Genomic DNA, 26,468 nt, shown 5'->3' with positions numbered 1-26,468 from the left:
CGTTATATTTTAGTCGGCGGTGAAAGGAAACAGAACACCGTTTGCCGACCGTTATTTAATCAAAATGATATTCAGCTGTTTCAATCAGTTTGAAATGGCTCTTTTTAAATTCAATAATTCCTGCTTTTTTCAGTTCACCGAGTGCTCTTGAAAGTGACGCTCTGTCAACCGCAAGATAGTTTGCAAGCTCGTCACGGGAGAACGGCAGATCAACCTCACAGCTACGCTCACGCCTGCAATAGATTTGAAGAAGGTGCATAAATTTGCCCTTGATACTTCGCTTTGAAAGACAGGCAAGGTGTTCCGAAATCTGCAAAAACACCTGTCTTTGTGACGCAAGCATATTGACGAGGATTTTCTGCTGAATCGAAGCAAGCGAATCCTCGGTTATAAACATCGGCTCCGGCGGAATAAAAAGGATTTCGCAATCCTCTCCTGCCATAATCTCAACAAGCGTATTGTAGTAATCAAACATTGCGTAAAGCGTTCCGCTTGACTCGCCGCTGCGAATTGTTTTGAGCAGACTTTTGTTGCCGTTGTAGTCCACAGAATAAAGGTATGCAGTTCCCGAAAACACAAGTCCCGTCATATGGCTGAACTTGTTTTCAACCCTTGCCGTTTCGCCACGGTTCAGCGACAGATAGTACGGTTTTGCATATTGTATGAACATAAAAATTTCGTGATCCGTCAATCCCGAAAACAACAACTGATCCCTCAGCTTTGGCAAATGATCACGAGTAAAAACTTCTACATATTTTCTCATTTTATATCACGGCGTGTTGCCGTCCCCCTTCGTTCAAACGGTTTGCAACAGAAAAAGCCGTAATTTGTACATCGGCACACAATTCCGTCCTCTTAATCGTCACGGAACAAACCGTTTTTCTTCTCTTCTGTTTAAGTCAATTCGTTCAAATTATTCAAATTAGATTATATCACAAAACATTGCAATTGCAACCGTTTCCCCTTTGTGACGGGAAATTAAAAAAATTTCAAAAATTTTTCTGAAAATTGCATAAAACAATGCATTTTTTCGTGTTTTTGCCTCTTTAAGTGGAGGTGTAACAATGATTATCTATGACAAACGAAAACCAAAAACTTTTGACGGCGCAAACTGCGTCGGCATCACGGGTGAAAATCTTGCCGAAACACAGGAATTTTTAATTCGGGGAATGTGCGACATTACGGTTGACTACTTCATTCATCTGCGTTTTGCCGACGGCAGTGTAAATTCGGTAATTCCCGACAGCACCGCAATTGATGAAACAGGCACAAAACTTGTGTGGAAGGTCAGAAAAAACGACATTTTCATGCACGGCTATTTTGAACTTCAGCTTGAAGGCAGAGGCGAAAACGGCTATGTTTTCCAAACTCAGATCGTCACGCTTTATGCAGACGAGAGTATTCCGATTGAGGACAAAGAGTACCTTAATCCGAACTCCGAAACGCTGAAGCTTCGTGAAGAAACGCAAAAGCTTCTTGACGAAACAAAGCTTTGTCGGACTGAAATTGACAAAACCAAAAAGTTAATTGAACAGTCCGACATTACAAAAAAAGAGGACAACTCAAACAAGGTAAGTGATTCCTCTCAGATTACCGACTATACTCAAAATTATCCGAGTATCAAGTATCTTACCGACAACTACTGGGATAGTGCCGACAGCTACTCATCGGATGAGGTTGACATTCTGCTTAACGCAAAAGCTGACAACAAACCCCTTAATGAAAGATTAGCCCGTATGGATATGAGCATCGGCTCAAAATACGATTCGTCAAATATCGAACTTGGTACAGCTACTCTTACTCCATACTCTACTCTGATTGATAAAATAAAATCTGCAACTTGCCTTTATGAAAAAATTGGCGATATCGTTATTGTAAATGTCACCGTCATTATGAACGCAACAACTTTAGGCGGAACATCTGCAATATCTTTGCTCAATATGCCGTTTCCAAACAAATCGGATGTGATTGTTCATGATATCGGCATAAGCAAAAACGGCGGTATGTTCAGAGGAAATGTAAATAAATCAGCTTGGTTGCAGTTTACTCCGCTCAATAAACAGGCTTATAATTTCGTCGCTGATGAGCAGGTAAACTTTTCTTTGATTTACAAAATATAAAAATAACGGAGGTATAAAAAATGGAACTTAAAGAAAAAATCACACTTGATATGCTCACAAAGGACAGCGTGTCGGTACTCAGACAGCAGTTTTTGACCTTTAACGGTGAAGAAATGCAGGTGGGCGGAAACATCCGCAACGCATATATGAACGACGAATCCGGCATAGAACAGTTGAGAAAGGTTCTCTCTGACGAATACTTCAACGCCGTCATGGCAGTATGGCAGTGCTAATGACAGTCAGATAAAGAAATTGCATCAGATACCCGAGTAAGGTTCTGATGCAATCTTTGTTTATATCAAAATTTGTCAGTAGCACCGAACCGTATTCGCCATAAATAAACAGTAAATTTCATATTAACAAAACAGTCGGGAAGACATTGCATTTTATTTTGCGAACTGTCTTCCCGACATTAATTTTCCATTTTCAATTTTCAATTTTACATTTAATTAAACCTTTCACTCGGGCATGATATGTTTTTTGACATTCACAAACTGTCTACACGAACATAAAAAGTCGGCTCGCCGTTTACGGCTTTTCACCTGTCAAAAATTCAATACTTCTCTCAATTGAATCCTTGGAGCTTCCCCAATCTTTGCCGTGGTTGCGGTAATCAAACATTGAGCAGAAATATGTGATATCTTCTTTAAGCGACAGCAGATATTTTTTTGTAAGACCTGCTGTTTCGGCATAGAACTGCGGTAAAAGCTTTGACGGCAGCTTGCTCTTTTGGGTTGCAACATTCATAATAAAATCGTAGTGTTTAAAGCAGATAAACGGCTGTTCGTTGTACAGCTTATAAAACTCCTCTCCCTTTGCCCACTCAACAAAAATCGTGTCACAAAAATGGTGCATATCCCACTCGATTCTGTCGCATACATAACACGAATCAAGTCGTTTTTTAATGACTTCAAGCTGTTTCTTATCAGGCTTGCCCTTCAGCTTTTTCGGCATATCATTATCAATAATTTCCTGAAGATGACTTTCAAGAATAAGCGCATTCGGCAATTTTTGTCCTTTTTCAAACATCTGCGAAAAATGGCGGTGACAAAAGCCTTTTTTGTTGGTTTCAATCCTGATATTAGGCTCCATCATCGCATCGCCCGTAATGAATTTTACATACTGCTCCTCAAGCATACTCTCCATTCGGCAAAACGGACAACCGCATTTCGGCATAAATATATCGTTAATCGGAATTGTGCAGATAGTTTCTTTCACAATAATCCTCCTTTTGAGTTAATGTGGTGGTTATAACACACCGTTTTCATCATATCAAAACATATGTGTTTAAACAAAATATTTCATCAAGGCTTGCGTTCAATGAGTTCCTGTCTGAAATACAGTCGGGACTGAAATCTGTTTTACAAACAAACTATCTTCCCGACATTCATTTTCCATTTTCCATTTTCAATTTTTCATTTTAAATAAAGTATATCATAATTTGCCCGAATGTGATATACTTTATTAAGAAAATTTCGGCGGTGAAAATCATGGAATGTATTGAACTCGACAACAAAATCAAAATAACCGATGTGCATGACCTTGACCTTGCGCAGACTCTCGACTGCGGTCAGAGCTTTCGTTGGAAGTCGCAGGACAACGGTTCTTTTCACGGTGTTGCCTACGGCAAAAGCGTAACCGTCAGCCTTGACAAAACGGATATGTACATTGAAAATGCAACGGCTGACGATTTCAAAAACATCTGGTACAGCTACTTTGACTTTTCGCTTGATTACGGAAAAATCCGTGAAGAAATCAGCACAATACATCCCGTTCTGAACGAGGCGGCAAAGTACGCCCCGGGCATAAGGATTTTAAGACAAGAGCCTTTTGAGGCACTCTGCACATTCATCATTTCGCAGAACAACAATATAAAGCGAATCAAAGGCATTGTTGAGCGTTTGTGTGAGAACTTCGGCACACGGCTTGATGACGGAGAATTTGCGTTCCCGACAGCCGAAACACTTGCAAAACTTTCGCCCGATGACCTTGCACCGCTGAGGGCAGGGTTTCGCAACCGTTACATTGTTGATGCGGCGCAAAAGGTTGCAAACGGTGAGGTGAATCTTGACAGCTGTTTCACGCTCGGCTATGAAGATGCAAGAGCGGAGCTTATGAAAATTACGGGCGTCGGCAAAAAGGTTGCCGACTGCACACTCCTTTTCGGTATGCACAGAATTGAGGCTTTTCCGATTGATGTGTGGATGAAACGGGCAATGGAAAAGCTGTTCCCAAATATGAACGGTGACGATTTCGGTCAGTACGCAGGCATCGCCCAGCAGTACATTTTTCACTACAGCCGAATGCACCCCGAACTTTTTTAAATGAAAAATTGAAAATGGAAAATGGAAAATTGCGGTCGAGAAGATAGTTTGTTTTTTAACAAATTTAATGCCCGACTGTAGGGGTATCCTTGCGACCGCCGCCGTTCCCAATTCATGTAGACAGTTTGTAATGTCAAAAAAACATAGTATACCCGAGCGTAGTATTGTAATTGTTTTCGCAATTTTGTAATGGCACAGATATTATGCTAAAAATAAATCATAAAACAAAACGGACAATTATAAAAATCACTTGCAAACAAATAGCTTATGTGCTATAATCAAGATAGCTAAAGAGAAGTTATGAACACAGGTTCATGCAAGTGAAACCCCCGAAGGTGGCCGCCTTCGGGGGTTTCTTTTGGGATTTTGTCGGGCTACTTCCTATCAATCCACTTACAGATGTAGTAGCTAATTACACCTGCCACGATAGAAATAAAAAGAGAAGTTATGTAATACAACAGGTTCACCTCCTTCCTGACGGAAGAAGCCGACTTGGTTATTGTATCATGAAACAAAACGCTTTTCAACAAAAACAAATTTTGTAAATGTCGCAAGTCAGTAGGGGCACTCATACACTTCCACATAAAATAAAAATGCATCAGAGCCTTATTCGGGCATCTGATGCATTTCGTTTATCTAACTATCTTCTCAAATTACGGGCGGTGGTACACTGCCAACATTAATTTTCCATTTTCAATTTTCAAATTTCAAATTTCAATTTGAATTATTTGGCTTTTTTCGCTGAACTGTCAAAAAGCAATACAAGAGTTGCGTTATCGGCTTTACCTGTTTCTTTAAGACCGTTCTTTTTCTGGAATTTCTTAACAGCCTCGGCTGTTACTTCGCCGTAGTAGCCTGTCACATTGTCCTTGTCGGCAATGTAACCGATGTTATAAAGGCGGAGCTGCATAGCCTTTACCGTGTCATTTTCATCTTCCTGCTTGAGTGAAAGGTCTGATGTAATGGTAAGATTATACTTATCGGCAACCGACTTTGAATCGCTTGCGGTTGTTGTTGCCTGAGTTGCGGTTGTTGCGTCAGTCTTTGACGCTGTCGCATCCTGAGCCTTTGTTGTGTCTGTTGCAGACTTTGGCTTGAGGTCGGGATACATAAAGTAAACCATTTTTTCAAGTGCTTCCAGAGCAGTATTGCCGGGTCTTGACATTTCTTCAAGCGAAACCTCAAGAATTTTGCCTGTCTTGACTGCGCCAAGACTTGCGAGTGTTGTATCACCCTTAATTTTATCAAGAGTAGCATTGTCTGCATAGAAGATAAAGTTCGGATTTGCAATCTTGAGAGTTGCAACATCAACATTGTTGTCGCTGATGTTTACTGCGGCATTAACCGCCCCCGTATAGCCGAGGAGCATATCACCGTATGTTCCGCTTGTCATCATCTTGAGTCTGTCGTCTTCTGTATAGAGATAACAAACCGTATCAAGAATGCCGGAATTTCTGTTATTAACCTGCTGTTTGTAGTTGTTCATCTTATCAAGCAATTCATTATAGGTATCTTCACCCTTCTTTGCGCCCGTTTTTGTGCCGCCGCAAATTTTGCCGATTGTCACATAGTTTGTTTCAACCTGCTTGGGAGTGTCACCGTGTGACATTGTGACAACCTGAATACCCTTGTCCTGAAGCTTCTTCTTTGCGTCCTCATTTATTGACTGACCTGCAAACACAAGGTTTGTGCCGGAATTGATAATTTTGTCGGTATCGGGATTTTCATATGAACCGACGCTCGGGGCAACTGCGATTGACTGCTGGTCAACCTCATCACTTCTGCCCACAATATATCTGTCATAGCCTGTTGCGATGAGAATATCGGCTGTCGGCGCATCAAGAACAACTATGTTCTTTGGCTGACTTTCTATCGTGATGTTTGCCACCTCAACAGGATATTCTCCGTCAGAACAACCGCTGAAAAGCGCAACTGCCGAAAGCATTGTCACAACTGCAAGAGCAATTGAAATTATTTTTGTTTTCATAACTGACCTCCGATTAATCAGCAAAACAGCGATTCAACATACTGTCTTGCACATCTTGGCGAACGACCGCCTCTTGAAAGTGCAAACTGCTCAGCGCCGAGTGCAAGCTCTTCGTGAGTCATCTTGACGCCTCTCTGCTCTGCAAGAGAATATACAATTTCAAGAAAATCATTCTTTGAAGGAATTGTGTAGCAGACTGCAAGACCGAAACGGTCCGAAAGCGAAAGACTTTCCTGCATATTGTCACGAACATTGATATCATCAACAGTATGCGTTCTGTCGGAAATGCTTTCCTTAACAAGGTGTCTGCGATTTGATGTTGCATAAATCAACGCATTATCGGGACGAGCCGCAAGTCCGCCCTCAAGCACGGCTTTAAGGGTTGTATAGCTCTGATCCTGATGCTGGAACGAAAGATCATCAATAAATATAATGAATTTAAGCGGAAGAGCGGCAATCTTGTCAACAAGAAGCGGAAAGTCAATGAGCCTGTCCTTAGGCATTTCAACAATGCGGAGTCCGTCTTTGCGGAACTCGTTTGCAATTGCCTTGACTGTTGAGCTTTTACCTGTACCCTTATCACCGTAAAGCAGACAGTTGTTACAGCTCTTGCCCTGAATAAATGAAAGTGTGTTGTTTACAACCTGACTTCTCTGACGCTCATATCCCGTAAATGTATCCATATCAATCTTGTCCGGATGCTCAACAGGCTGAATGTCACCGTCACGCCAGATGAACGCCTTGTAACGGGCAAACATTCCGCAACCGTTTTCCTTATAATAAGCAGAAAGCTTGTCAAGTGAACCGTCAAATCCGTCAAAGCACGGAGCGCACTTGCCTGTCTGCCACTTTGGAAGAATCGGAATAAGCTCCTTGATTTCATCGGCATAGGTATATGCCTCAAGCACTTCATCGGAAGTAAGCTTTGCGGCTGTTAAAATAGCATCGCAGTCTGTCTTAACGGCAGAAACAACATTTTCGGGTAACTCGCCCTGTCTGCCGGCTGTTGCGGCACGGGCAAAACAGTTGTCGTCAAAAAGAGCCGTTTCGCTGATTGCAAATGCGAACTTATCCGCACAGCCTCTTTCGCAAAGCATTGAGCAAAGCTTGCCGTATGCACCGAGAAATTCCTCAGGCTTTTTGTCGAGCGAAAGCAAAAGTTCATAAAAGGCTTTCGGAACGCTTCTGTTCATTATACCTCTGAATACAGAGAGTGACGACAAAAGCATTTTACACTTATTTACATTATTCATTCTAAACATCCCAATCTGTTCTAATCTATTTAATTGTACACATTTTTATCCGTTTAGTCAATAATTTACGGCAAACAACGGCATCCTATTTTTTACGCTTTAACAAGCCAAAATATGTATAATTTTTCACCGCATCAAGTATACATTGGGTTCAATGACGATTAAAACGGCGATAAATCGGGATAAATACGGGATTTTCAAGGTTTTGAAAGAATTTTTAAAATTTTTTAAAAAAAGTGTTGACATTTGGTGCAGCCCGTAGTATAATCAATACTGTTCTCAAGAGAGAAACAAAAGTTAATAAGTTGGTGTTGATGACGCTGAGGGTCCACCTGTTCCCATACCGAACACAGAAGTTAAGCTCAGTGGTGCCGAAGATACTTGGCTGGTGACGGCCCGGAAAAATAGGGAGATGCCAACATATAAAGTGTCCACCCAGTAGGGTGGGCGTTTTTTTATACTTTTTTTGCTTTGCAAACCCGTAGGGGCGTTCATTGCGAAAACAATTACAATGCCATATACACTAATTGGAGTATCTATATGTTTAATATAACCGAACTTTTAAAAAACGAAATATCCGTATGGGAACGACTGAAAAATTGCGGAAAGCCTGTTGTGCTTTACGGAATGGGTGACGGTGCGGACAAGGTTCTTGCCGCATTTGACCGATACGGAATCAAAGCGTCTGCCGTTATTGCAAGTGATGATTTTGTGCGTGGGCAGAAATTCCACGATTTCACGGTGAAGAAGCTTTCCGATGTTGAAACCGAATTTGGCGACATTATAATCGCCCTCTGCTTTGCAAGCCAGCTTCCCGATGTTATGGAACACATAACGAAAATTTCCAAAAAACACGAAACGCTTGTCCCCTCCGTTCCCGTTTTTGGAAACAAACTTTTTGACAATGATTTTATTACCGAAAATAAAAAGCAAATTGAAAGTGCATACAGTCTGCTTGCCGATGACCTTTCAAAAAAGGTTTACGAAAACATTCTGAAATTCTACTACACAGGCAGAATTGACCTCCTCCCCCCTGTCACAACCGACAAGGACGAGGCTTTCGGCAATATTCTGAATCTCAGTGAAAACGAAAGCTATGTTGACCTCGGCGCATACAACGGCGACACGATTGACGAATTTCTGCACTACACAAACGGCAGTTACAAGCGTATAATCGCATTTGAACCTAATGCAAAGAATTTTGAAAAGCTGAAACTTCATTGCAAGGGCATGGCGAATGTGTCGCTTTGGCAACTCGGCTCATACAGTAAAAACACGGAGCTTATATTCAACAACAAGGCCGGTCGCAACAGCGCAATTGCCGACAAGGGCGTTGCAACAAAGGTTGCGACAGTCGATACGATTCTCTGCGGAATGGCGGCAGGCTACATTAAAGCCGATGTTGAGGGGGCGGATATGGAAACCCTCATCGGTATGCAGAAAACAATGGAAAACTGCAAACCAAAGCTGAATTTTTCGGCATACCACAGATTTGAGGATATTTTCCGCCTTGCACTATACATTCACAGCGTGAATCCCGATTACAAAATCTTTCTCCGCCACCACCCATATATTCCGGCATGGGATACAAATTTATATTGTATATAATTTGCCGACGGCAAGCCGCCGTACTGATTTTCTACAAAAACAAAAGCCCGGATTCGAGAAATATCGGATTCGGGCTTGCTTATTATCAGAATTTATCAGAATGATTTAAAAAGCTCAATTGCTTTTGCGGGATCTGCGGCTCTGAAAACGGCTGTTCCCGCAACGCACACATCAACGCCTGCCTCTGACGCCTGCTCAATGGTATCTCTGCCGATTCCGCCGTCAGCCTCAATAAGGATATTGTTCAGACCTCTGCGTTGGCATTCCCTCTTGATTTCCTTAACCTTCGGCATCATCTCGGGCATAAAGCTCTGTCCGCCAAAGCCCGGTTCAACCGTCATAACAAGTACAAGGTCAAGCTTTTCAAGATACGGAAATACTGTCCAAGCAGGAGTGTTTGGCTTTAGAACAAGTCCGGGTTTGATTCCTCTTGACTTGATTTTCGCAATTGTATCATCAATGTCAGAGTCGCATTCAACATGGAAGGTGATGATATCCGCACCTGCATCGGCAAAATCGTCAATATATTTAAGCGGATCGCTTATCATAAGGTGAACATCAAACGGGCGGTTTGAGAACTTTCTTACCGCCTTGATTACGGGAGCGCCAAAGGTTATGTTCGGAACAAAGTGACCGTCCATAACATCAAGATGCATCCAATCGGCGCCCGCCAGATCCATTCTTTCAATTTCTTCACCCATTTTTGAAAAGTCACAAGACAAAAGTGACGGAGCTATTTTCATATTTTACATCCTTTCCTACGGTTTTTGGACAGCCGGAGCAAAAACAGCGGCGGCGCCCCAGAACAACGCATAAATCAATACTTCAAGCGAACCCATAACCTGTACACCGGCATAAAGCGAAAGTGTTGATGCAACGAGCAATCCGAAAATTACGGCAATCAACTGAATTATAATTGAAAGCGAAATATTGTGCTTGATTTTTACGCAACCCGTAACTGCACGGGCAAGCGATGCGGCTTTGCCGTTTGTAATGAGATATGAACGGGAGGTTTCCTCAACCGTATCCTCAGCCTCCCTGAGAACATTTCCGAGTCCTGTCGGAAGCACCTTGATACTGCGGTAGAACAAATCGTAGAGTTTTGCAACAAGGTCATTTGTAACATTATAATCGGTTGTTCTGATGAGGAAGCTTATGCCGTTGGTTTCGGCTCTCTGCATTTCAGCCTTGAGCTGAGCGTCGGGAGTGTATCTTGTAACAAACATTGCAACAAGTCTGCCTGCTCTTGACAGATATGTGACCTGTCTGCCCTGAGAAGTATATTTCTCCTCATATTCCATATTCGGAACTTCCACGCTGTACTTTTCCATAAGCGTGCGTGAACCCACAAGGATTCTTTCGCTCTTAATCCATCCCACAAGTCCGATTTCATCCTCATAAAGAACGCTTTCAACCTCGGGAAGTGTTTCCTCGGTTTCTGCAACTACCGAATCAAAAGCATTTGCAATCGGATTCTGAGCCTCTTTAAGAATTGCAATTCCGCAGAGAAGAGATTCATCAATGCCGTAATCCTCAAAGGTTTTGATGCCCTCAAGCGAGATTGACTCGGCAGGGAACAATTCATTTGCATCTATCATTATAGCCGTACTGTCGCAGAACTGCTTTACCGACGGATAACCCGAAAGCATTGAGCCGTAGGAAAGCAGAGTTTTGCAGAGCTTTCTCACGGGGGCATTAACAGAAAGAAGTGTTGCCACAGGCACAGACACAGCAGTGATAAGTGCAAATGCATTCAAAGCGTCTGCAAATGACAGCTTAACAACACCGTACATTACCGCAATGATTATTGATGCAATTGTTGTTATCGGGGCAAGCTTTGACGCCAAATCTTCGCTCGGATCGGGTGCATATGATATTTTGAGAAAGTTTGACGGAAATTCGGTCTTATGCTGATAGGCAATTATCGGACGGTCGGCGGCAGTACCGCTCATCATCTGCATTGCAACAGACTCGTTGTTGTAAATTTTTGACGCATATTTCTGTCCCTTTGACGAAACAAACTTAAAATTGTCCTTTACACGAAGGACCATATAAAGCTTTCCCACATTATTGGCAAAGAACGCAAGCATAGGAATTACCGTGTAGTAGTTCACATGAAATCCGTTCAAATCGCCAAGGCAGAAGAATGACACAATTATCTGAACCATTCCTGCCGCACCTGCAACGGCAACGGCTGTATCGGAATTACCTTTGATATGCACAAGCGGTGAAAGTCCGCTGAGCATTGCCACACGGTTCAGCACAAGCGACGCCGCCATAAGAATAAACAGCAAAATTGCGTATGCCGCCGGTGCAAAAGGAACTGCCGAACATATTGCACTCGGAAAAATTCTTGTAACGATTGTGAGAACAACCACAACTGCGGCAATTATTCCCGACAACAGACTTCTCATAAAGAGCTTTCTTATATTATGATTCAGCTCATAGAGAATACTTTTTTCGTCCTCCTCGCCTGTATAATCCTCAACAGGCTTTGAATTTTCCTCTTTTACGGTATCATTATCGTCGGATTCATCCTTTGAAAAGATTCCGACAAGGGCAGAAATAACCTTTTCGCCTATAGGGCGGTTATCCTTATGCTTTTCCTCGGTCGGGGCAATCTCCTCATCAACGATTGTCGGCTCGGGACGAAGCACATGAGCGATTACCGAAGGATTCTTTGAACGCACATACTCCTCATACTCATTCGCTACAGCCTCGGAAAATCTGCCTGCCTTGACATTGAGAATATTCCTCGGTTCATCGGGACGATACACGGGAACTTTTGCAACCACCTTGCGAGGCGGTTTTTCGGTATTCGGAAACTGATGAACGGGAGTCTGCGAAGCCTCTTTCTTTTCTTTGATTTCGGTCTTTTCCTTTGGCTTATCCTCGGGAATGTCGATATCTATGGTATGGTAGCTTTTAATTTCAGCCTCGTCACGAAACTGGTCAACCTCTCCGAGCACTTCGCCCGAAAATTCTGTATTTTCATCATACTCAGGTGTGAGGGTAACTATCTTATTTTCTTCCTCGGCGGCTTTTTTCTTTGCCTCCTCATACTCACGCTTGGCTTTTTCGGCTTTTTCCGCAGCCTTTTTTTCAGCCTTTGCTTTAAGCTGTTCGGGAGTCACAAGGTCATCGTCATTTCCGTCCATTATAAGTTCTGCCTGCATTGTGGCGGCAGTCTTATCCCCGACTATTGAGTTTGAAGTATCAGGTTCGGATTCATCAAGCGGATTTGTATTTTTTAACCTCGGCTTTTTATCGGCATTGCTGAAAATCTCTTCAATCTTCGGCTTTGCACGGTATTTCTGTGCCGTCTGCTCCATTCGTTCCTGATCGGCAAGATAGTGGGTTTCTTCAAGTATGCTCTCGATTTCAAGCTCTTTAAGCCTGTCCTTGTCCATATCAGCCAAAGCATTCACTCCTTTTTATTTACTCTCGGGCAGATAGTTAGATTTATCGGAAACTATGCCGCCCGAGCGTTGCTATCTGTTTTTACAATCTTTGACATTTGAATACACAACTTCAATATCATCAAATGATTTTATTTAAACATAAAATTTCATCAATGCGGGCGGATAATATCCTCCCGTCTGAAATATAGTCGCAATGCGTTGTGCATAAATGCACTGCCTTTTGCTCGTTATTTCAGACAGCGCTTTGCTCCCTTTTTCCGCCACCGGCGGCGGTCGCAAGGCTACCCCTACATACTTTCATAAATTTTACATTTTCAACTTTCAATCTACAAAATCAGCGGTTTTTCATCGCTTTGTACATCAAAATTCCTGCGGCAACCGACGCATTAAGGGAATTTATCTGACCTTTCATGGGCAATGACGCTATTACATCGCACTTTTCACGGACAAGTCTTGAAATGCCCTTACCTTCGTTGCCGATAACAATTGCACACGCACCCGAAAAATCACACTCGTCATAATCCGTGCCGTCCATATCTGCACCGTAAACCCACACGCCTTTTTCTTTGAGCTCATCAAGTGTAACTGCAATATTGGTCACCCTTGCAACACGCATATATTCAATTGCACCTGCAGACGCTTTGGCAACCGTGTAGCTTAAACCGGCACTTCTGCGTTTCGGAATAATAATTCCGTGAACTCCGGCACATTCTGCGGTTCTGATTATTGCACCGAGATTATGCGGATCTTCAACCTCATCAAGCACAACAACAAACGGAGCTTCGCCCCTGCTTTCGGCATATTCGAGGATATCGTCAACCGTTGAATAATCCTTTGCCGCCGCAAATGCGACAATACCCTGATGAGTTGCGCCGCCGCTCACATAATCAAGCTTTGTGCGGTCAACTTCCTTAACGGGAATTTTCTTGTCACGGGCTTTTGCGAGGATTCCCACAATCGCACCGCTCTTTTCACCCTTTGCAACAAGAATTTTGTCAATCGGGCGATTACTGCGAACAGCCTCGCTTACAGGATTTCGCCCTGCAATCACATCAGGCTTTTGTTCTGTATTTTCAAATCTTTCGTTTTTCATCATAATCAGCCTTATTCGGTTTCCTTTTTATTTTTTGTGTCTGCATGGGACACACCACTTCATTTTGCTATCTATTATAACATAACAATTCAAATTATTAAATACTTTTAAGCCATTTGTTTTTAAAAACTCAAACTCTGTACAATGTATCAAGAGCAATCGCTCCGGAGTCGATGTATTCGGGAATTATGCCGTACATTCCCGTTTGTATGTCCTCAAAAAGTATCATGTGCGGAGGGAATACTGTAAAACTGCAGTACACGGCAATCAAAAGCAACATCATAAACACGCAGGGCAAAAAAAGCTGTTCAATTTTTCTTTCGCCGTATTCAAGCCTTGCGCTGAGTGCAAACGCAGAAAAACACACGGCAATTGCACAAATGAACCTTGGCAGACCTGCACTTTCAACGCCGAGTGCATAAATTAGCAGATATGACGCAAGACAGAATATTCCGACAAACCACAGCGAAATTATTCTTGACACGGCAAAGCGATGGAATCCCGAGCGTTTTCCGATTGCCTCAACAAGACTCCACACAAGGTAGGAAAGCATAACGACCTTGGTCTGCTCCCACATACTGCCGTTTACAGCACCGAAAAATATGCCGAGCAACGCACCGTTTGTCAGCGAATAAAGATTTTTGAACACAATTATCATCAACGGAACAATGACAAGCCCCCAAAACCTCATTTTCACGGTTTCCTTTTTCATAAAACACACCTCGCCGATGTATTTTATGAGTATAGATTGTCATATATTACCTTGTCACAATTTGAATCGCAGAAAAAAATGTTTTTTTGAATCACGAATTTGCGATTTATTTTTCTAAATTTGCACTTATACATTCTGTATAACTCAACATTTTGAACATCAATGTGGAAAACTATGTTGAAAGTGTTGAAAGTGATGTTAAAAAATCCCGATACTACACGAAATTTACAAAGTTGTAACTTTTAACATTAAAAAAATAGGTTTTCCACATTTTTGGATACAGGATTGTAACGGGGAAATTAGATTACATTCTGTATAATCCACATGTCAAGTGGTATTTTTTGCTTTTTTTCAACATTTTTAATTTACAGAAAATGTTTTATAAAATCAAAAAAACAGGCACACCGCCGTGTACCTGTAAATTTCGTGTTAAATTGTCGGCTTTTAGTTTCTGAGAAGATGAATCGCCGTTTCAGCTTTCTCAATAATCCTCAAATCATTATCATAGGAGCACATTTTTCGTGCCTGTTGCAAATCAACCCAAATATAACTGTCAATTTCCTCCTCCTGAATTTTGACATTATCCGTAAATGCCTGTGCAAGGAAAAAGACAACCCGTTTGCGAATTTTACCGAAAGGACAGTATTCGCTGATTTCACGAAAGCCCTTTTCAATCACGACATCAAGACCTGTTTCCTCTTTAATTTCACGGATTGCTGTCTGATGTTCGTTTTCACCGTCTTCAATATGTCCCTTCGGAAAGCTCCAATATCTGCCGTTGCTGTTCTTTACAAGCAGAATTTTCGTGTTCTGTCTGCTTTTGTAGAAAATAACCGCACCGCACGACTTTTCGTAAAGGCACACAATGCTTTTCAGCTTAATATTTTTCAGTTTTGAAAGCACCTGTCGCAGTTCGGGCTCATAAAACACCTCACCGTATTGTGAGATTATCGGACGCTCGCCGTCAAGGCCGTCAAATTCGGCAACGGCAACCACGATGCCCTCAAAATATTCTGTTACGGGTTTGTGCGAAATCACATACGCACTTTTACAGCGTCCTGAAACGGAGGTAATTTGTGCCGAATACAGCTTATCGCTTATTTTTCCGAACACGCTCACCTTCACGCTGTCTGCTATCATCGGCATACACCTCCTTACAAGAATTTACCCGATATGATATCAGTTAAAAAGTCCGCTCATACTGTCAAGCTGAACCTGAGTGTTGGCACTCATTACACCGTTCATAAAAAGCACCTCGTCAATTCCGTTGGTTTTGCAGTAATCAACAAGATTCTGTTTGAAATATCTGAAATCGATAACATGAACTTCTTCGTAGTTATTGGTGAGATACGGAACAAAAGCGTTGCCGTAGCTTTCCTTTACAACGGCAATCTTCTTGCCTGCCGCCGCATTTTCCGAAGCTGATTTCAGAACCGTGAGGGCATTATCACCCATAATAAACACACCGTAGGTGTTTGAACCGCCCTCTGCGGCTTCATAGTAGGGACTGTCATAGCTTGCGGAAGAACCGTCTGCCTGTGTGATATCCATTGTTACATTATAAGGGAACTTCCAATAACTTACCGTATCGCTGTCAAGACCGTCTGCCGAGTTGGTAAACGAGCCTGTAAAGCCGTCAATTTTCTGTTCCTCGCAATCATCAAGCGAAAGAACAGGCAAATCGTTTGTATCGGCAAATGCTGTGTAAGCATAGTAAGCGCCGAGGCCTGTCCAATGGTGGTCGCTCTTAAAGTAGATGTAATCTGTATTATGTTCCGCAAGACGGTTGTAGCAGTTAATCGGAGTTACCTTATCGGAAAGAGCCGCATAAGCTGCCTTGATGTTGTCAGCCTGTGAGGTTGACGGAGCGTCGCTGTCTTTGAGTCTTTGCGGAAGTCCCATTTCGGTATGGTTAGGAACAATCATATCATAAACCTTTACGGAACTGCCGAACTTGTCTGCAAAGCCGTTGATTGTCTGAGCATAGTTCTGTGCTCTTGCATCATCACTGCTGAACAATTCGTAGCCTGTTTTGTTCCACACATAAATACTGTATGAAAGAGTTCCGTTTTTATTGTCGTCCTTTATGCTCGGTGTCATAAAGTATGTAGGGGAAAGCTCGTCTGCTTTGTTAGCGGTCGAAGATTTTGCGGTTTCGTCGGGAGATGCCGTTGTGCCAACTGTTCCCGTGGGAACGCTTGCAAGGGCGTCTTCCTTTGAACAGCCCTTAAAAATTGAAGTTATAATAAAAATAATAACAAACAGAATTATCAATGCGCTCGCAACGATAATAATTCTGTTTCTGGTTCTTCTTTTGTTTCTTCTTTTTACAGGTCTTCTGACGGAACGCTGTGACGACGGTCTTGCGGCATAGCTTGCAGGACGGCGCTGTTGCTGTCTGCGACGATATTCACGGGAATCAATGCTGTCATCGAAATTATCAAGATCAAAATAATCGTAATCGTTTCTTCTGCTCATAGTGTTATTCTCCCAAACTGAAGATTTTTAAATTCAATTTGAATTCAATGAATTATATAAGTGTATTAATTACTCGCAGTGTACTCCTGTTTGAATCAAAGCAAGCCTTGCTCTGACCGTAAGGACATTATCACTTAGATTATACAACAGAAACTCATCAAAAACAATACAAAAAGCACAAAAAATACAATTTCCGTGAATTAACATTTACAAACGCAAAATAATAAATTACACATTTTTTGAATAAAATCGCAGTAAAAACAGTCAAATTTCTTGAACATATATGCAATTCGTGATAGAATTACAGGGTATGGAATTTTAAAAAATCCTTATCATCTTAAAAGGAGATATTTTTATGGAATACAGGTTTTCCGACAGGGTTTCAAGCCTGAAGCCGAGTGCTATCAGAGAAATTTTCAAATATGCCGCCGATCCGAGCGTTGTATCGCTTTCGGCAGGAAACCCGTCGCCCGATGCATTTCCCTCAAAGGAGATTGCGGAAATCTCGGCAAAGGTTTTTGCAGAAGATCCGATTTCGGTTTTGCAGTACAGCGTTTCGGAGGGTTACACTCCGCTGAGAAAGCACCTTACGGAATATATGAAAAAGGAGCATAACACAGGCTCCGACAATGACGACATTCTCATCACAACAGGCGCACAGCAGATTATGGATTTATGCTCAAAGGCTCTTGTAAACGAGGGCGATGTTGTAATCTGCGAGGCACCGTCATTCATCGGCTCGCTCAACACATTCAGAAGCTACAACGCAAAGCTTGCAGGTGTTCCCGTTGAGCCTGACGGTATGAGCACAGAGAAGCTTGAAGAGGCTTTAAAAGCCAATCCGAACGCAAAGCTTATTTACACAATTCCGAATTTTCAAAATCCTTCGGGTGTTACAATGAGCCTTGAAAAGCGTAAGAAAGTTTATGAGCTTGCCAAAAAATACGGTGTTCTCATCATTGAGGACAACCCGTACGGCGACCTGCGTTACAGCGGTGAATATGTTCCGAACATAAAAAGCTTTGATACGGACGGAATTGTAATCTATGCCGGTTCATTCTCAAAGGTAATTTCACCGGGTATGCGTGTTGCTTACACAATTGCACCAAAGCCGATTTTTCAAAAGCTTGTTGTGTGCAAACAGGGCAACGATGTACATACAAACATCTGGGCACAATATGTATGCGATGAATTCATCACAAAGTATGACTTCAACGCTCATCTTGCAAAGCTTCGTGAAATCTACACAAAGAAAGCGAACTTCTGCATGGAGCTTCTTGACAAATACTGCGCACCGAAAATCACATATCATAAAATTGACGGCGGTCTTTTCATTTGGTGTGACTTGCCCGAGGATATTGATATGCCGAATTTCTGCAAAGAACTCGTTCTCAAAAAGGTTTGCGTAGTTCCGGGCAACGCATTTTTAACTGACGAAAACGAAACCTGTCACAGTTTCAGAATAAACTTTTCAACACCGACTGACGAACAGCTTGAAAGAGGAATAAAAATCCTCGGCGAGTATGCAAACAGTCTTTAATCACGGAGGGGAATAATGGAAAATCAGACAAAAAAAGAGGTTGTATTCAGCGCAATACAACCCAGCGGAACAATTACACTCGGAAACTATCTCGGTGCGGTTCGCAACTGGGTTACAATGCAGAACGAATACGACTGCATTTACGCTCTTGCAGATTTACACACAATCACGGTAAGACAGACTCCTGCCGTTATGCGTAAGAATATAATTGACGCTTATGCTTCAATTATGGCTTGCGGTATTGATGTTGAAAAAAGCCTTTTCTTCATTCAGAGTCATGTTCACACTCACGCAGAGCTTGCATGGGCACTCAGCTGTTACACACAGTTCGGCGAGCTTTCAAGAATGACGCAGTTCAAGGACAAGTCTGCAAAGCATGCCGACAACATCAACGCAGGTCTTTTCACATATCCCGTACTCATGGCTGCCGACATTCTTCTCTATCAGGCTGACAAAGTACCTGTCGGTGCAGACCAGAAACAGCACATTGAAATTACAAGAAACATTGCAGAGCGTTTTAACGGTATTTACGGCAATGTGTTCAAGATTCCTGACGGTTTCATTCCAAAGAACGGTGCAAGGGTTATGAGTCTTCAGGACCCGACAAGAAAGATGAGCAAGTCCGATGAAAATGTCAACGGCTGTGTACATCTTCTTGATGCACCCGAGGTTATAATGAAGAAGTTCAAGAGAGCCGTTACGGACAGCGAGGCAAAGGTTCGCTATGCGGAGGGCAAAGACGGCGTAAATAACCTTATGGCAATTTACAGCGCAGTTACAGGTCTTTCATACGAGCAGATTGAAAAGGATTTTGACGGCAAGGGCTACGGCGACTTCAAGACAGCTGTAGGCGAGGCAGTTGTTGAAGAACTTCGTCCGATTCGTGAACGCTACGAAAAGCTTGTTGCAGACAAGGCATATCTTGAAAGCTGTTACAGAAAAGCCGATGAAATTGCCCTTAAAATCAGCAGCCGCACAATGGGCAAGGTTATGAAGAAAATCGGTTTTATTTAAACCCGAACAGGAATTTTCTCTATGACAAAAGCAGAAAGCAAAGTCATTGACTTTATAAAAAAACACATTCTTTTATTTTTACTCGTTGCGGTAACGATTATTGCAATTTTCCTCAGAGTCTGCGGAATGGATTTTCAAAGCGATGATTTCAACAGCTTTTTAAATTCGTGGTGGAGCATAATCAAGCTGAATGATTTTACGGGGCTTGCAACTCAGGTGGGCAACTACAACATTCCGTATCAAGTCATAATCTATCTTATGACTCTTTTGCCGCTAAATGCTCTGTATGCGTACAAAATCGTATCAATAATATTCGATTTTGTACTTGCAATTTCAACCGCAATGCTTGTTTATTCGTTTGCAAAGAATAACCGACGGCTCAAAGCGATACTCACCTACTCAGCCGTACTTCTTTCGGCAACGGTGATTTTTAACTCATCGTTTTGGGCGCAGTGCGATTCAATTTACACCTCGTTTATAATCCTTGCAATCCTGTTTTTGCACAAAGACAAGCCGATTGCATCGTTTGTGTTCATCGGCATTGCGTTTGCGTTCAAGCTGCAAACCGTATTCATCATTCCCGTTCTGCTTTATTACTGGATTTCGACAAAGAAAATTTCGATTCTGCATTTCTTTATAATCCCTGCGGTTGATGTGATAATGTGCCTGCCTGCAATTATTATGGGTAGACCGTTTATCGATATCATCACAATATATGCGGAACAGACCGACTACGGAAAGCTTATTCAGATGAACTGTCCGAACTTTTATGCACTCATATGTGACGGAAACGATATTACATATTATTATCTGTTCAAGCAGTTTTCGGTCTTTCTGACAATTGCCGTACTCGGAATTATGATGTGCATTATCATCTATAAAAAGGTTGATTTGAAAAACCTTGAAACTTTTCTTCTGACAACAGCGTGGACTGTGTTCACCTGTATCATGTTCCTTTCGTCAATGCACGAACGCTACGGTTATCTGCTTGACATTATTTTAATTGTCTATGCGGCGGTAAGTGCAAAGCATTTGTGGATTCCGATTGTGTCAACGCTTATAAGCCTGAGAGGCTATTGCTACTATCTGTTCTCCTACGAGCTTATTAGCCTTAAATTTACGGCAATCATCTACACCGCACTTTATGTTTATATAACATTCCTGCTCGTAAAAACAATTTTCAGAGCAAAATCATCTGATAATGTTTTTGCAAAAACAATTTAAAATTAAACATATTTTAAATAACAAACAACCGCCAAAATCCGTTATATCTGGTTTTGGCGGTTGTTATTTTTATTTATTCAATGATTTTTAATTTTTGCAAATACAACAGCAACAAGAAATGTGACAAATTCTGTAATTGGGAACGCAAGCCATATGCCTGTCATTTGAACAGCGCTGTTTAAAAGCCAAATTACGGGGACTAACAGAACGCCCTGTCGCAACAGTTGAACTACAACGCCGGGCATAATACTGTCTGTTGCCTGTTCATAGGTTGCAATCATTGCGGAAAAGCCGCTGAACACAAATCCGAGTGACATAATTCTCATTGCCGGCACTCCAAAAGCACACATTTCTTCCGATGCCGAAAACAAAAACAATATCTCTTTCGGGAAAATCAGCACCAAGAGCATACCGACAATCATCATAACAGTCGCGATAATTGTTCCGCTCTTATTTGCTTGTTTAAGGCGACCGTACTCTTTTGCTCTGTAATTAAACCGCATTATAGGCAAACAGCCTTGAATTAGTCCGTTCACCGTCATAAAAATCAACTGCTGAACCTTGAAATATGCTCCGAAAAATGCAACCGCCGTGTCCGAATATCGCACCAAAAACATATTTGCAAAATTCACGGTGAATGCTCCCAACGCATTCATAACAAACGAGGGCAATCCGTAGGAAAATATCAGCTTTATCATCTTCGGTTCAAGGCAGTTTTTAAACACCGGCTTAACCTTTTGTTTTGTAAGAAACAGCTGTATCAACGCAATGATTGTTGAAACAACATAGCCTAAAACCGTGGCAACTGCAGCTCCGACCACACCCATTTTCGGAAACGGACCTATGCCGAAAATGAGCAAAGGGTCAAACACAAAATTGAATACAACACCTGCAATTTGAAACCACATCGGAGCAATCATATTGCCTGTTGCCTGAAGTATTTTTTGAATTACAATATGCACCATATTTGGTATCTGCATAAAAACGCAGACGCTCATATACGCAATTCCGTATTCAAAAATCTCTTTGTTTTGCGTAAAAGCCGAATAATAGGGATTTATTATGAAAAGCGAAAGGAAATTTATCAGCACTCCGACAACTACCGAAATTACCACTCCGAGAGCCGCTGCAGAATTTGCCTTTTGCTGATTTTTCTGTCCCAAATAACCTGCAATCAAAACATTAACACCCACACCTATCCACACGGACAACGCATTCATAAGCGTTGTAATCGGGAATGCAAGCGATACTGCCGCAAGTGCCTGTTCATTTATCCCCGCAACAAACATACTGTCAACAAGGTTGTATGAATACTGAAAGAACATTGAAATCAGCGGCGGTGCCGACATTTGAATTATAAGTTTGTTGACAGGTTCATAAGCCATTTTGTTTTCCGTTTTAACGCCCATATTAACACCCCTTGCGTAAAATAAAAATCGCCATACACCCATAATGAGTGTATGGCGAAAATAAGAATCACATCTTAGAAAAATCCATACCAATTTAGATTTATCATATCAATGAGTTAAGTATATCATACCTGTAAAAAATATTCAAGATTATCACCAAAAATTTACTTTTTGCTTTCAAGCCACATATCAAGGGCTTTTTCATAGACATCAATGCTTGTGATTCCGAGATTCATAATGAATGTGTGATATTCCTTTGCGTCAAAGCTTGAGCCAAGCTCGCTTTCGGCTGTTTCACGCATATCAATCATCTTGAGGTAGCCTACGGTATAGGGGAGAAAATACCCCGGATTTGAACGGGCAAGGTCATACGCCTCTTTTGTTGCGGCTGTAACGCTCTCATCGTCAGCCGAACCGAGTGCCGTTGACATATACTCCTTGACTTTTTCATAATCCCAGCCGTTGTAGTTCACACCGACATCGACCATGGAATAGAGAATGTAGCCGAGAATATCATTTGCGTAGATAAGCTTCTTAATGCCATCGCTCGTATCAAGGTAATCAAGCGTACATTTCGAGGCATACTGCGCCCAACCCTCGGTTGCGCCCATAAAGCTTAAAATCTTGCGGACATTCGGGATATCCTTGTTTGCATTTGATGCGGTAAACTGATAAAGATGACCGGGATAGCCTTCATGGGCAAGAGTTGTGTACATCTGAGTCATACCCTTATTTGCAAAGTCGGGGTTGATTTTGATGATATTAACGCTTGTATCGTCAATTCGACCCGGAACATAGTACGCTCCCACATTGTCGCTCTTTGCGGAATCGCTCATATAATCTGCCGTGTAAGATGTTGTAACGGGAGTCGGAAAGTCCTCCTCGATATTCTCAATCAAAAATTCAAGCACCTCATCGGCGTCCTTAAAGTCGGGTTTGTAGTCCTGAAATTTGCTCAAGTCATCCTGTGAAACATTGCTCATGCTCATTCCAACCTTTGTAAAGCTGTTTGTAAGGTATGACTTAAGCTCCTCGGGAGTCATGCTGCTGCTTGTTTTGTCCCTGACAATTGCCTCATAATACTTTTTGCCGATTTTGCCGTAACCGCAAAGACCTTCTTCGTTTTTGCCTGATTTTTTGAGACTTTCAAGTGCTGAATTTGCTGATTTCAAAGCAGGAATGTAGTATTCTTCAAAATACTTTTTGTTGGTTTCGACAACAGTCTTTTTCTCGGAATCGCTAAGACCGAGTGACTTTATTCTCAACTCAAACTCGTCAACAAGCACGGACTTGTCATTCTTAATATGCTTTTCGCACTCGTCAATTGACTGCTGTGCAATATCTTCAGCCATAAAGTAACCGTCCTCAGCCTGTTTCCTTGTGAACTCAATGCACTCGTCCATATAGCGTTTTGTGTCCTTCAAAACAGCAAGGTAAAGGTCGGTATCATCCTTTTCATAGAAAGTAAACTCGGACAGGGTGGTAAAGAGGTTTGCAACAACTCCCGACTGCGGTGCAAATATGCTCTGCAATTCTGTTGTACCCTCATATGAAAGCTGAATTTCAAAGTAGCTTTCAAGGGTGTCATATGTCTGCTTTTGAGAAGAAGTAAGTCCCGAACGGTCAAACTCCTCCAAATCCGTTTTTGCCTTTTTCAGTTCATCAAAGGATTCTTTTGTATCTTCATCGGACACATGACCGAGGGTATAGTCCTCCTCGTCATATTTCAGACCGTAGTCCGACGGATTTGAAATGTCAAAATGTGCGGTAAGAGCGTCATCCTCAAGTTCTTCCGAAAACAAATCGTCACAATATTTATCAAACTGAATTTGTGCATCCGTTTTGGTTGGTTCTGTGTCAGAGTCAAAGTTACAGGCACAGACAGAAAACGCCATAACGGCACATAACATAACAGCAAGCGCACCCTTGAGTGACTTTTTATTTATAATTTTCTTCATTTTGTCCTCCGTAAAGATTGTTGTTTACCAAAGTATAACATATTATCGTGCTGTTATCAATAATTATTTTTCATTTTACCCTTTTCCGCAGTAACCGTAGCAACGCTCAACAGGCATTGCCATTCTTTTTCAACAATTGTTGAAAACTATGTGGAAAATGTGTATAATAATCTCGTAGAATTAACACGAAATTTGTAAATTGTAACCGCTTGTAATTATTTGTAATCTTTCACAGACAGATAATAATGCGGTACGAACAGAAAACAAAACGCAATATTTGATTGGTTTTGTCGTAATTTATATAGTATGATAATAATACCATTCACAAGGAGGCATTTTATGGGCAGAACACTTAATCAAAACAACAGCAACAAAGGCGGTAACAACTCTGTTATCGGTACAAATCCTGTAATCCGCAAGCTTTCCAAAGTAGCGGAACAGTCGGACAATTGTGCAAGCTACGGCGGAATTGCCGTAAAAACATTGTACTTTCTCCTCATGTCGGGAGTGGGATATGTACTGTATCTCTATCTTTCGCTTAATGTTTTCAACACAGGCGAATCATTTGACATTGAATTTGACAACTATGTTTCAACCCTACATATGACGCCGCTTTTCATTGGATTGGGTGCGGCAATTCTTTCGATAATTCTGCCGTTCATTGTGGCATTTGTAAGATCAACCGCTCCTGTACTCGGCACAATCTACTGTCTGTGCCAAGGCGCATTGCTCGGATTTCTTTCATATGTTGCACCTCAGCAATATCAAGGGGTTATGGGACTTGCTCTCATAATAACAATCGTGCTTGTACTTGCTATGCTCGCAATTTATGCAACAGGTAAGGTTCGCCCGGGCAAAAAAGTTCGCACGGTAATTTTCGCCTTGTTCATCACATCTGTTTTATCTTCTCTTGCAGTTCTTATCCTTGCGCTCATCCCTGCAACAAGACCGCTTGTTGCCTTTGTTACAACAAATCCGTTAATTTGTATCGGTTTCAGCGTTTTGGGAATTATCATCGCAACGCTGTTTCTCTTGTGTGATTTTGAAACAATCAGACAGACAGTTGAAAACAGACTTCCGAAAAAATACGAATGGTCAGCCGCTTTCGGTCTTGCTTTTACGGTAATTTGGCTGTATTTCAAAATTCTTGACCTTCTCGCAAAGCTGACAAATACCAAATCATCCTAATAAACATCATAAAAAGGTCGGGTAAAACCTGACCTTTTGTTTTGTTAAATCATATGATTCCGGAACACTGCCGACCGCAGATTTTGCAGTCATAAATGTTGCAACATTTCTGTAATACTGCTGTAAAATAACGCACAGCTTTCATTATGTCAAAATATGTTTATGTTTATATAATATGCTTTGATGTGATGAAAATTGTGTATTGCCTGTAGGGGCGAACCTCGTTAGCCCGCCTTGATGAAATATTATGTTCGCAGTAATGTGTTTTGATGTGATGAAAACTGTGTATTCAATTTTGCACGCATTGCGTGCAATCGTGTGCATTGCACACGAACGGGCGAACAACAGAATTGTATGAACAATTACAATGCTACGCTCGGGCATAAATGTTTTTAATATTTACAAACTATCTACACGACATTAATTTTCCATTTTCAATTTTCAATTTTCAATTTGAAATTCGTTCTATCGCTTCGCTTAAATCCGTACACAAAAAATCTATCATCGGTTTAATTTCGTCTGTCGGCTCTGACAAATCGGGAACCATAACCGTGGTCATACCTGCGGCATGTGCAGATTTTATGCCGTTAATGCTGTCCTCAAACGCAACGCAGTCCACCGGCTCAAGTCCGAGCTTCTTTGCGGCAATCAAAAAAGCCTCGGGATCGGGCTTGCCGTTTTTAACATCATCACCGCACACGAATGCGTCAAATTTATCATAGAGATTGATTTTCTTCATAATCTTCAAAGCCGTTTGTGACGAGGTTGAAGTTGCAAGCGAAATTTTACAACCGACTGATTTTAAATAATCAAAAATTTCGTACAAGCCCTTTTTTACAGGCACACCGTTCTTTTCGATACGCTTAAAATAGCGGATTCTCGACTCCGCCTTGTAAGCAGGATAGTCAAAATCATCGCCGTAAACCGACTTGTAATATTCGTAGGAATCCTCACTGCGAAGTCCGATTGTCTTTTTGAAAATGTCAAGATTAAACTCTTTGCCGTCCTCATCAAGCATTTCCTGCCAAATTGAATAAACAAGCCTTTCGCTGTCAATCATAAGCCCGTCCATATCAAAAACTGCGCCCTTAAACATAAAACCGTCCCTTTTTTCGCTTTTAAGTCTGTATATAATAGC

General features: G+C 41.7%; 21 protein-coding genes and 1 rRNA gene. 9 read left to right on the top strand and 13 right to left on the bottom strand.

The genetic code is table 11. The features are described from left to right. Positions 1-55: 55 nt before the first annotated feature. Entirely contained in the window at positions 56-763 is a 708-nt protein-coding gene (locus WMO31_RS06510) for a Crp/Fnr family transcriptional regulator (RefSeq protein ID WP_101070181.1), read from the bottom strand. Positions 764-1,064: 301 nt separating this feature from the next. On the opposite strand from WMO31_RS06510, the gene WMO31_RS06505 reads away from it, so the two are divergent. Continuing rightward, complete coding sequence (locus tag WMO31_RS06505; protein WP_367999411.1) at positions 1,065-2,120, top strand: hypothetical protein; 1,056 nt, start codon at positions 1,065-1,067, stop codon at positions 2,118-2,120. Positions 2,121-2,140: 20 nt separating this feature from the next. Further along, positions 2,141-2,353 (top strand): hypothetical protein, encoded by a 213-nt coding sequence (locus WMO31_RS06500; protein WP_046433058.1) that lies wholly within the window; start codon positions 2,141-2,143, stop codon positions 2,351-2,353. 295 nt (positions 2,354-2,648) lie between these two features. Here WMO31_RS06500 and WMO31_RS06495 read toward each other — a convergent pair whose 3' ends face one another. Continuing rightward, complete coding sequence (locus WMO31_RS06495) at positions 2,649-3,338, bottom strand: DUF6062 family protein (RefSeq protein ID WP_021883214.1); 690 nt, start codon at positions 3,336-3,338, stop codon at positions 2,649-2,651. A gap of 272 nt (positions 3,339-3,610) precedes the next feature. Here WMO31_RS06495 and WMO31_RS06490 point away from each other — a divergent pair, with 272 nt between their 5' ends. Further along, a complete protein-coding gene (locus WMO31_RS06490; protein WP_367999410.1) occupies positions 3,611-4,444 on the top strand; it encodes a DNA-3-methyladenine glycosylase family protein in 834 nt (277 codons plus the stop codon). A gap of 724 nt (positions 4,445-5,168) precedes the next feature. Here WMO31_RS06490 and WMO31_RS06485 read toward each other — a convergent pair. Together WMO31_RS06485 and WMO31_RS06480 are read right to left on the bottom strand one after the other, a co-directional pair. Continuing rightward, positions 5,169-6,431 carry a peptidoglycan-binding protein gene (locus WMO31_RS06485; RefSeq protein ID WP_303666090.1) on the bottom strand — a complete coding sequence of 421 codons (1,263 nt, stop codon included), beginning with the start codon at positions 6,429-6,431 and terminating at the stop codon, positions 5,169-5,171. A gap of 17 nt (positions 6,432-6,448) precedes the next feature. Next, positions 6,449-7,684: an ATP-binding protein gene (locus WMO31_RS06480; RefSeq protein ID WP_117951336.1), complete on the bottom strand. Its 1,236-nt coding sequence runs from the start codon at positions 7,682-7,684 to the stop codon at positions 6,449-6,451. Between the two features lie 304 nt (positions 7,685-7,988). Between WMO31_RS06480 and rrf the strand changes: the two genes are divergently transcribed. Together rrf and WMO31_RS06470 are read left to right on the top strand one after the other, a co-directional pair. Continuing rightward, positions 7,989-8,105 (top strand): 5S ribosomal RNA (gene rrf, locus WMO31_RS06475). 119 nt (positions 8,106-8,224) lie between these two features. Beyond that, positions 8,225-9,292: an FkbM family methyltransferase gene (locus WMO31_RS06470; RefSeq protein ID WP_367999409.1), complete on the top strand. Its 1,068-nt coding sequence runs from the start codon at positions 8,225-8,227 to the stop codon at positions 9,290-9,292. Between the two features lie 95 nt (positions 9,293-9,387). On the opposite strand, the gene rpe is transcribed toward WMO31_RS06470, so the two are convergent. The 6 genes from rpe to WMO31_RS06440 form a co-directional block, all read right to left on the bottom strand. Continuing rightward, complete coding sequence (gene rpe, locus WMO31_RS06465) at positions 9,388-10,035, bottom strand: ribulose-phosphate 3-epimerase (protein WP_015522893.1); 648 nt, start codon at positions 10,033-10,035, stop codon at positions 9,388-9,390. Between the two features lie 15 nt (positions 10,036-10,050). After that, on the bottom strand, positions 10,051-12,711 hold the full coding sequence (locus WMO31_RS06460; protein ID WP_367999408.1) for a hypothetical protein: 2,661 nt from the start codon (positions 12,709-12,711) through the stop codon (positions 10,051-10,053). A gap of 337 nt (positions 12,712-13,048) precedes the next feature. After that, on the bottom strand, positions 13,049-13,807 hold the full coding sequence (gene rlmB, locus WMO31_RS06455) for a 23S rRNA (guanosine(2251)-2'-O)-methyltransferase RlmB (RefSeq protein WP_015522894.1): 759 nt from the start codon (positions 13,805-13,807) through the stop codon (positions 13,049-13,051). A gap of 130 nt (positions 13,808-13,937) precedes the next feature. Then, complete coding sequence (locus WMO31_RS06450) at positions 13,938-14,519, bottom strand: DUF6512 family protein (RefSeq protein WP_117882796.1); 582 nt, start codon at positions 14,517-14,519, stop codon at positions 13,938-13,940. A gap of 444 nt (positions 14,520-14,963) precedes the next feature. Further along, a complete protein-coding gene (locus tag WMO31_RS06445) occupies positions 14,964-15,665 on the bottom strand; it encodes a bis(5'-nucleosyl)-tetraphosphatase (protein WP_242987327.1) in 702 nt (233 codons plus the stop codon). 33 nt (positions 15,666-15,698) lie between these two features. Next, on the bottom strand, positions 15,699-16,997 hold the full coding sequence (locus tag WMO31_RS06440; protein WP_367999407.1) for a DHHW family protein: 1,299 nt from the start codon (positions 16,995-16,997) through the stop codon (positions 15,699-15,701). A 355-nt stretch (positions 16,998-17,352) separates the two neighbouring features. Between WMO31_RS06440 and WMO31_RS06435 the strand changes: the two genes are divergently transcribed. Genes WMO31_RS06435 through WMO31_RS06425 form a run of 3 tightly spaced genes read left to right on the top strand, consistent with a single transcriptional unit; the run spans position 17,353 to position 20,775 of the window. Continuing rightward, the gene (locus WMO31_RS06435) at positions 17,353-18,537 is read left to right on the top strand and encodes an aminotransferase-like domain-containing protein (RefSeq protein WP_015522898.1); all 1,185 of its coding nucleotides are present in this window, start codon (positions 17,353-17,355) and stop codon (positions 18,535-18,537) included. Between the two features lie 15 nt (positions 18,538-18,552). Next, the gene (gene trpS, locus WMO31_RS06430; protein ID WP_021882890.1) at positions 18,553-19,551 is read left to right on the top strand and encodes a tryptophan--tRNA ligase; all 999 of its coding nucleotides are present in this window, start codon (positions 18,553-18,555) and stop codon (positions 19,549-19,551) included. A gap of 21 nt (positions 19,552-19,572) precedes the next feature. Beyond that, the gene (locus tag WMO31_RS06425) at positions 19,573-20,775 is read left to right on the top strand and encodes a putative hexosyltransferase (protein WP_324506945.1); all 1,203 of its coding nucleotides are present in this window, start codon (positions 19,573-19,575) and stop codon (positions 20,773-20,775) included. A 77-nt stretch (positions 20,776-20,852) separates the two neighbouring features. Here the strand turns inward: WMO31_RS06425 and WMO31_RS06420 are convergent, their stop codons facing one another. Continuing rightward, positions 20,853-22,184, bottom strand: a complete 1,332-nt coding sequence (locus tag WMO31_RS06420) for an MATE family efflux transporter (protein ID WP_295227595.1) — start codon at positions 22,182-22,184, stop codon at positions 20,853-20,855. Positions 22,185-22,348: 164 nt separating this feature from the next. Continuing rightward, complete coding sequence (locus tag WMO31_RS06415) at positions 22,349-24,142, bottom strand: DUF885 domain-containing protein (protein ID WP_295227598.1); 1,794 nt, start codon at positions 24,140-24,142, stop codon at positions 22,349-22,351. 339 nt (positions 24,143-24,481) lie between these two features. On the opposite strand from WMO31_RS06415, the gene WMO31_RS06410 reads away from it, so the two are divergent. After that, on the top strand, positions 24,482-25,330 hold the full coding sequence (locus tag WMO31_RS06410) for a Bax inhibitor-1/YccA family protein (RefSeq protein WP_015522903.1): 849 nt from the start codon (positions 24,482-24,484) through the stop codon (positions 25,328-25,330). A 448-nt stretch (positions 25,331-25,778) separates the two neighbouring features. Here the strand turns inward: WMO31_RS06410 and WMO31_RS06405 are convergent, their stop codons facing one another. Then, the gene (locus WMO31_RS06405) at positions 25,779-26,426 is read right to left on the bottom strand and encodes an HAD family hydrolase (protein ID WP_367999406.1); all 648 of its coding nucleotides are present in this window, start codon (positions 26,424-26,426) and stop codon (positions 25,779-25,781) included. Positions 26,427-26,468: the final 42 nt, after the last annotated feature.

It is taken from the genome of Ruminococcoides intestinale (genome assembly GCF_040095935.1).
GTDB classification, from domain to species: domain Bacteria; phylum Bacillota; class Clostridia; order Oscillospirales; family Acutalibacteraceae; genus Ruminococcoides; species Ruminococcoides intestinale.
Note: the sequence above shows the minus strand (reverse complement) of the source record. Positions and strands in the feature narration are given on the sequence as shown.

What these genes read in the sequence shown, in the direction of transcription:
- WMO31_RS06500 (WP_046433058.1), top strand. Translation starts at nt 2,141, where the DNA reads ATGGAACTTAAAGAAAAAATCACACTTGATATGCTCACAAAGGACAGC.
- WMO31_RS06490 (WP_367999410.1), top strand. Translation starts at nt 3,611, where the DNA reads ATGGAATGTATTGAACTCGACAACAAAATCAAAATAACCGATGTGCAT.
- WMO31_RS06420 (WP_295227595.1), bottom strand. Translation starts at nt 22,184, where the DNA reads ATGGGCGTTAAAACGGAAAACAAAATGGCTTATGAACCTGTCAACAAA.
- WMO31_RS06470 (WP_367999409.1), top strand. Translation starts at nt 8,225, where the DNA reads ATGTTTAATATAACCGAACTTTTAAAAAACGAAATATCCGTATGGGAA.
- rpe (WP_015522893.1), bottom strand. Translation starts at nt 10,035, where the DNA reads ATGAAAATAGCTCCGTCACTTTTGTCTTGTGACTTTTCAAAAATGGGT.
- WMO31_RS06480 (WP_117951336.1), bottom strand. Translation starts at nt 7,684, where the DNA reads ATGAATAATGTAAATAAGTGTAAAATGCTTTTGTCGTCACTCTCTGTA.
- WMO31_RS06440 (WP_367999407.1), bottom strand. Translation starts at nt 16,997, where the DNA reads ATGAGCAGAAGAAACGATTACGATTATTTTGATCTTGATAATTTCGAT.
- rlmB (WP_015522894.1), bottom strand. Translation starts at nt 13,807, where the DNA reads ATGAAAAACGAAAGATTTGAAAATACAGAACAAAAGCCTGATGTGATT.
- WMO31_RS06485 (WP_303666090.1), bottom strand. Translation starts at nt 6,431, where the DNA reads ATGAAAACAAAAATAATTTCAATTGCTCTTGCAGTTGTGACAATGCTT.
- WMO31_RS06450 (WP_117882796.1), bottom strand. Translation starts at nt 14,519, where the DNA reads ATGAAAAAGGAAACCGTGAAAATGAGGTTTTGGGGGCTTGTCATTGTT.
- WMO31_RS06415 (WP_295227598.1), bottom strand. Translation starts at nt 24,142, where the DNA reads ATGAAGAAAATTATAAATAAAAAGTCACTCAAGGGTGCGCTTGCTGTT.
- WMO31_RS06445 (WP_242987327.1), bottom strand. Translation starts at nt 15,665, where the DNA reads ATGCCGATGATAGCAGACAGCGTGAAGGTGAGCGTGTTCGGAAAAATA.
- WMO31_RS06505 (WP_367999411.1), top strand. Translation starts at nt 1,065, where the DNA reads ATGATTATCTATGACAAACGAAAACCAAAAACTTTTGACGGCGCAAAC.
- WMO31_RS06410 (WP_015522903.1), top strand. Translation starts at nt 24,482, where the DNA reads ATGGGCAGAACACTTAATCAAAACAACAGCAACAAAGGCGGTAACAAC.
- WMO31_RS06510 (WP_101070181.1), bottom strand. Translation starts at nt 763, where the DNA reads ATGAGAAAATATGTAGAAGTTTTTACTCGTGATCATTTGCCAAAGCTG.
- WMO31_RS06435 (WP_015522898.1), top strand. Translation starts at nt 17,353, where the DNA reads ATGGAATACAGGTTTTCCGACAGGGTTTCAAGCCTGAAGCCGAGTGCT.
- trpS (WP_021882890.1), top strand. Translation starts at nt 18,553, where the DNA reads ATGGAAAATCAGACAAAAAAAGAGGTTGTATTCAGCGCAATACAACCC.
- WMO31_RS06405 (WP_367999406.1), bottom strand. Translation starts at nt 26,426, where the DNA reads ATGTTTAAGGGCGCAGTTTTTGATATGGACGGGCTTATGATTGACAGC.
- WMO31_RS06425 (WP_324506945.1), top strand. Translation starts at nt 19,573, where the DNA reads ATGACAAAAGCAGAAAGCAAAGTCATTGACTTTATAAAAAAACACATT.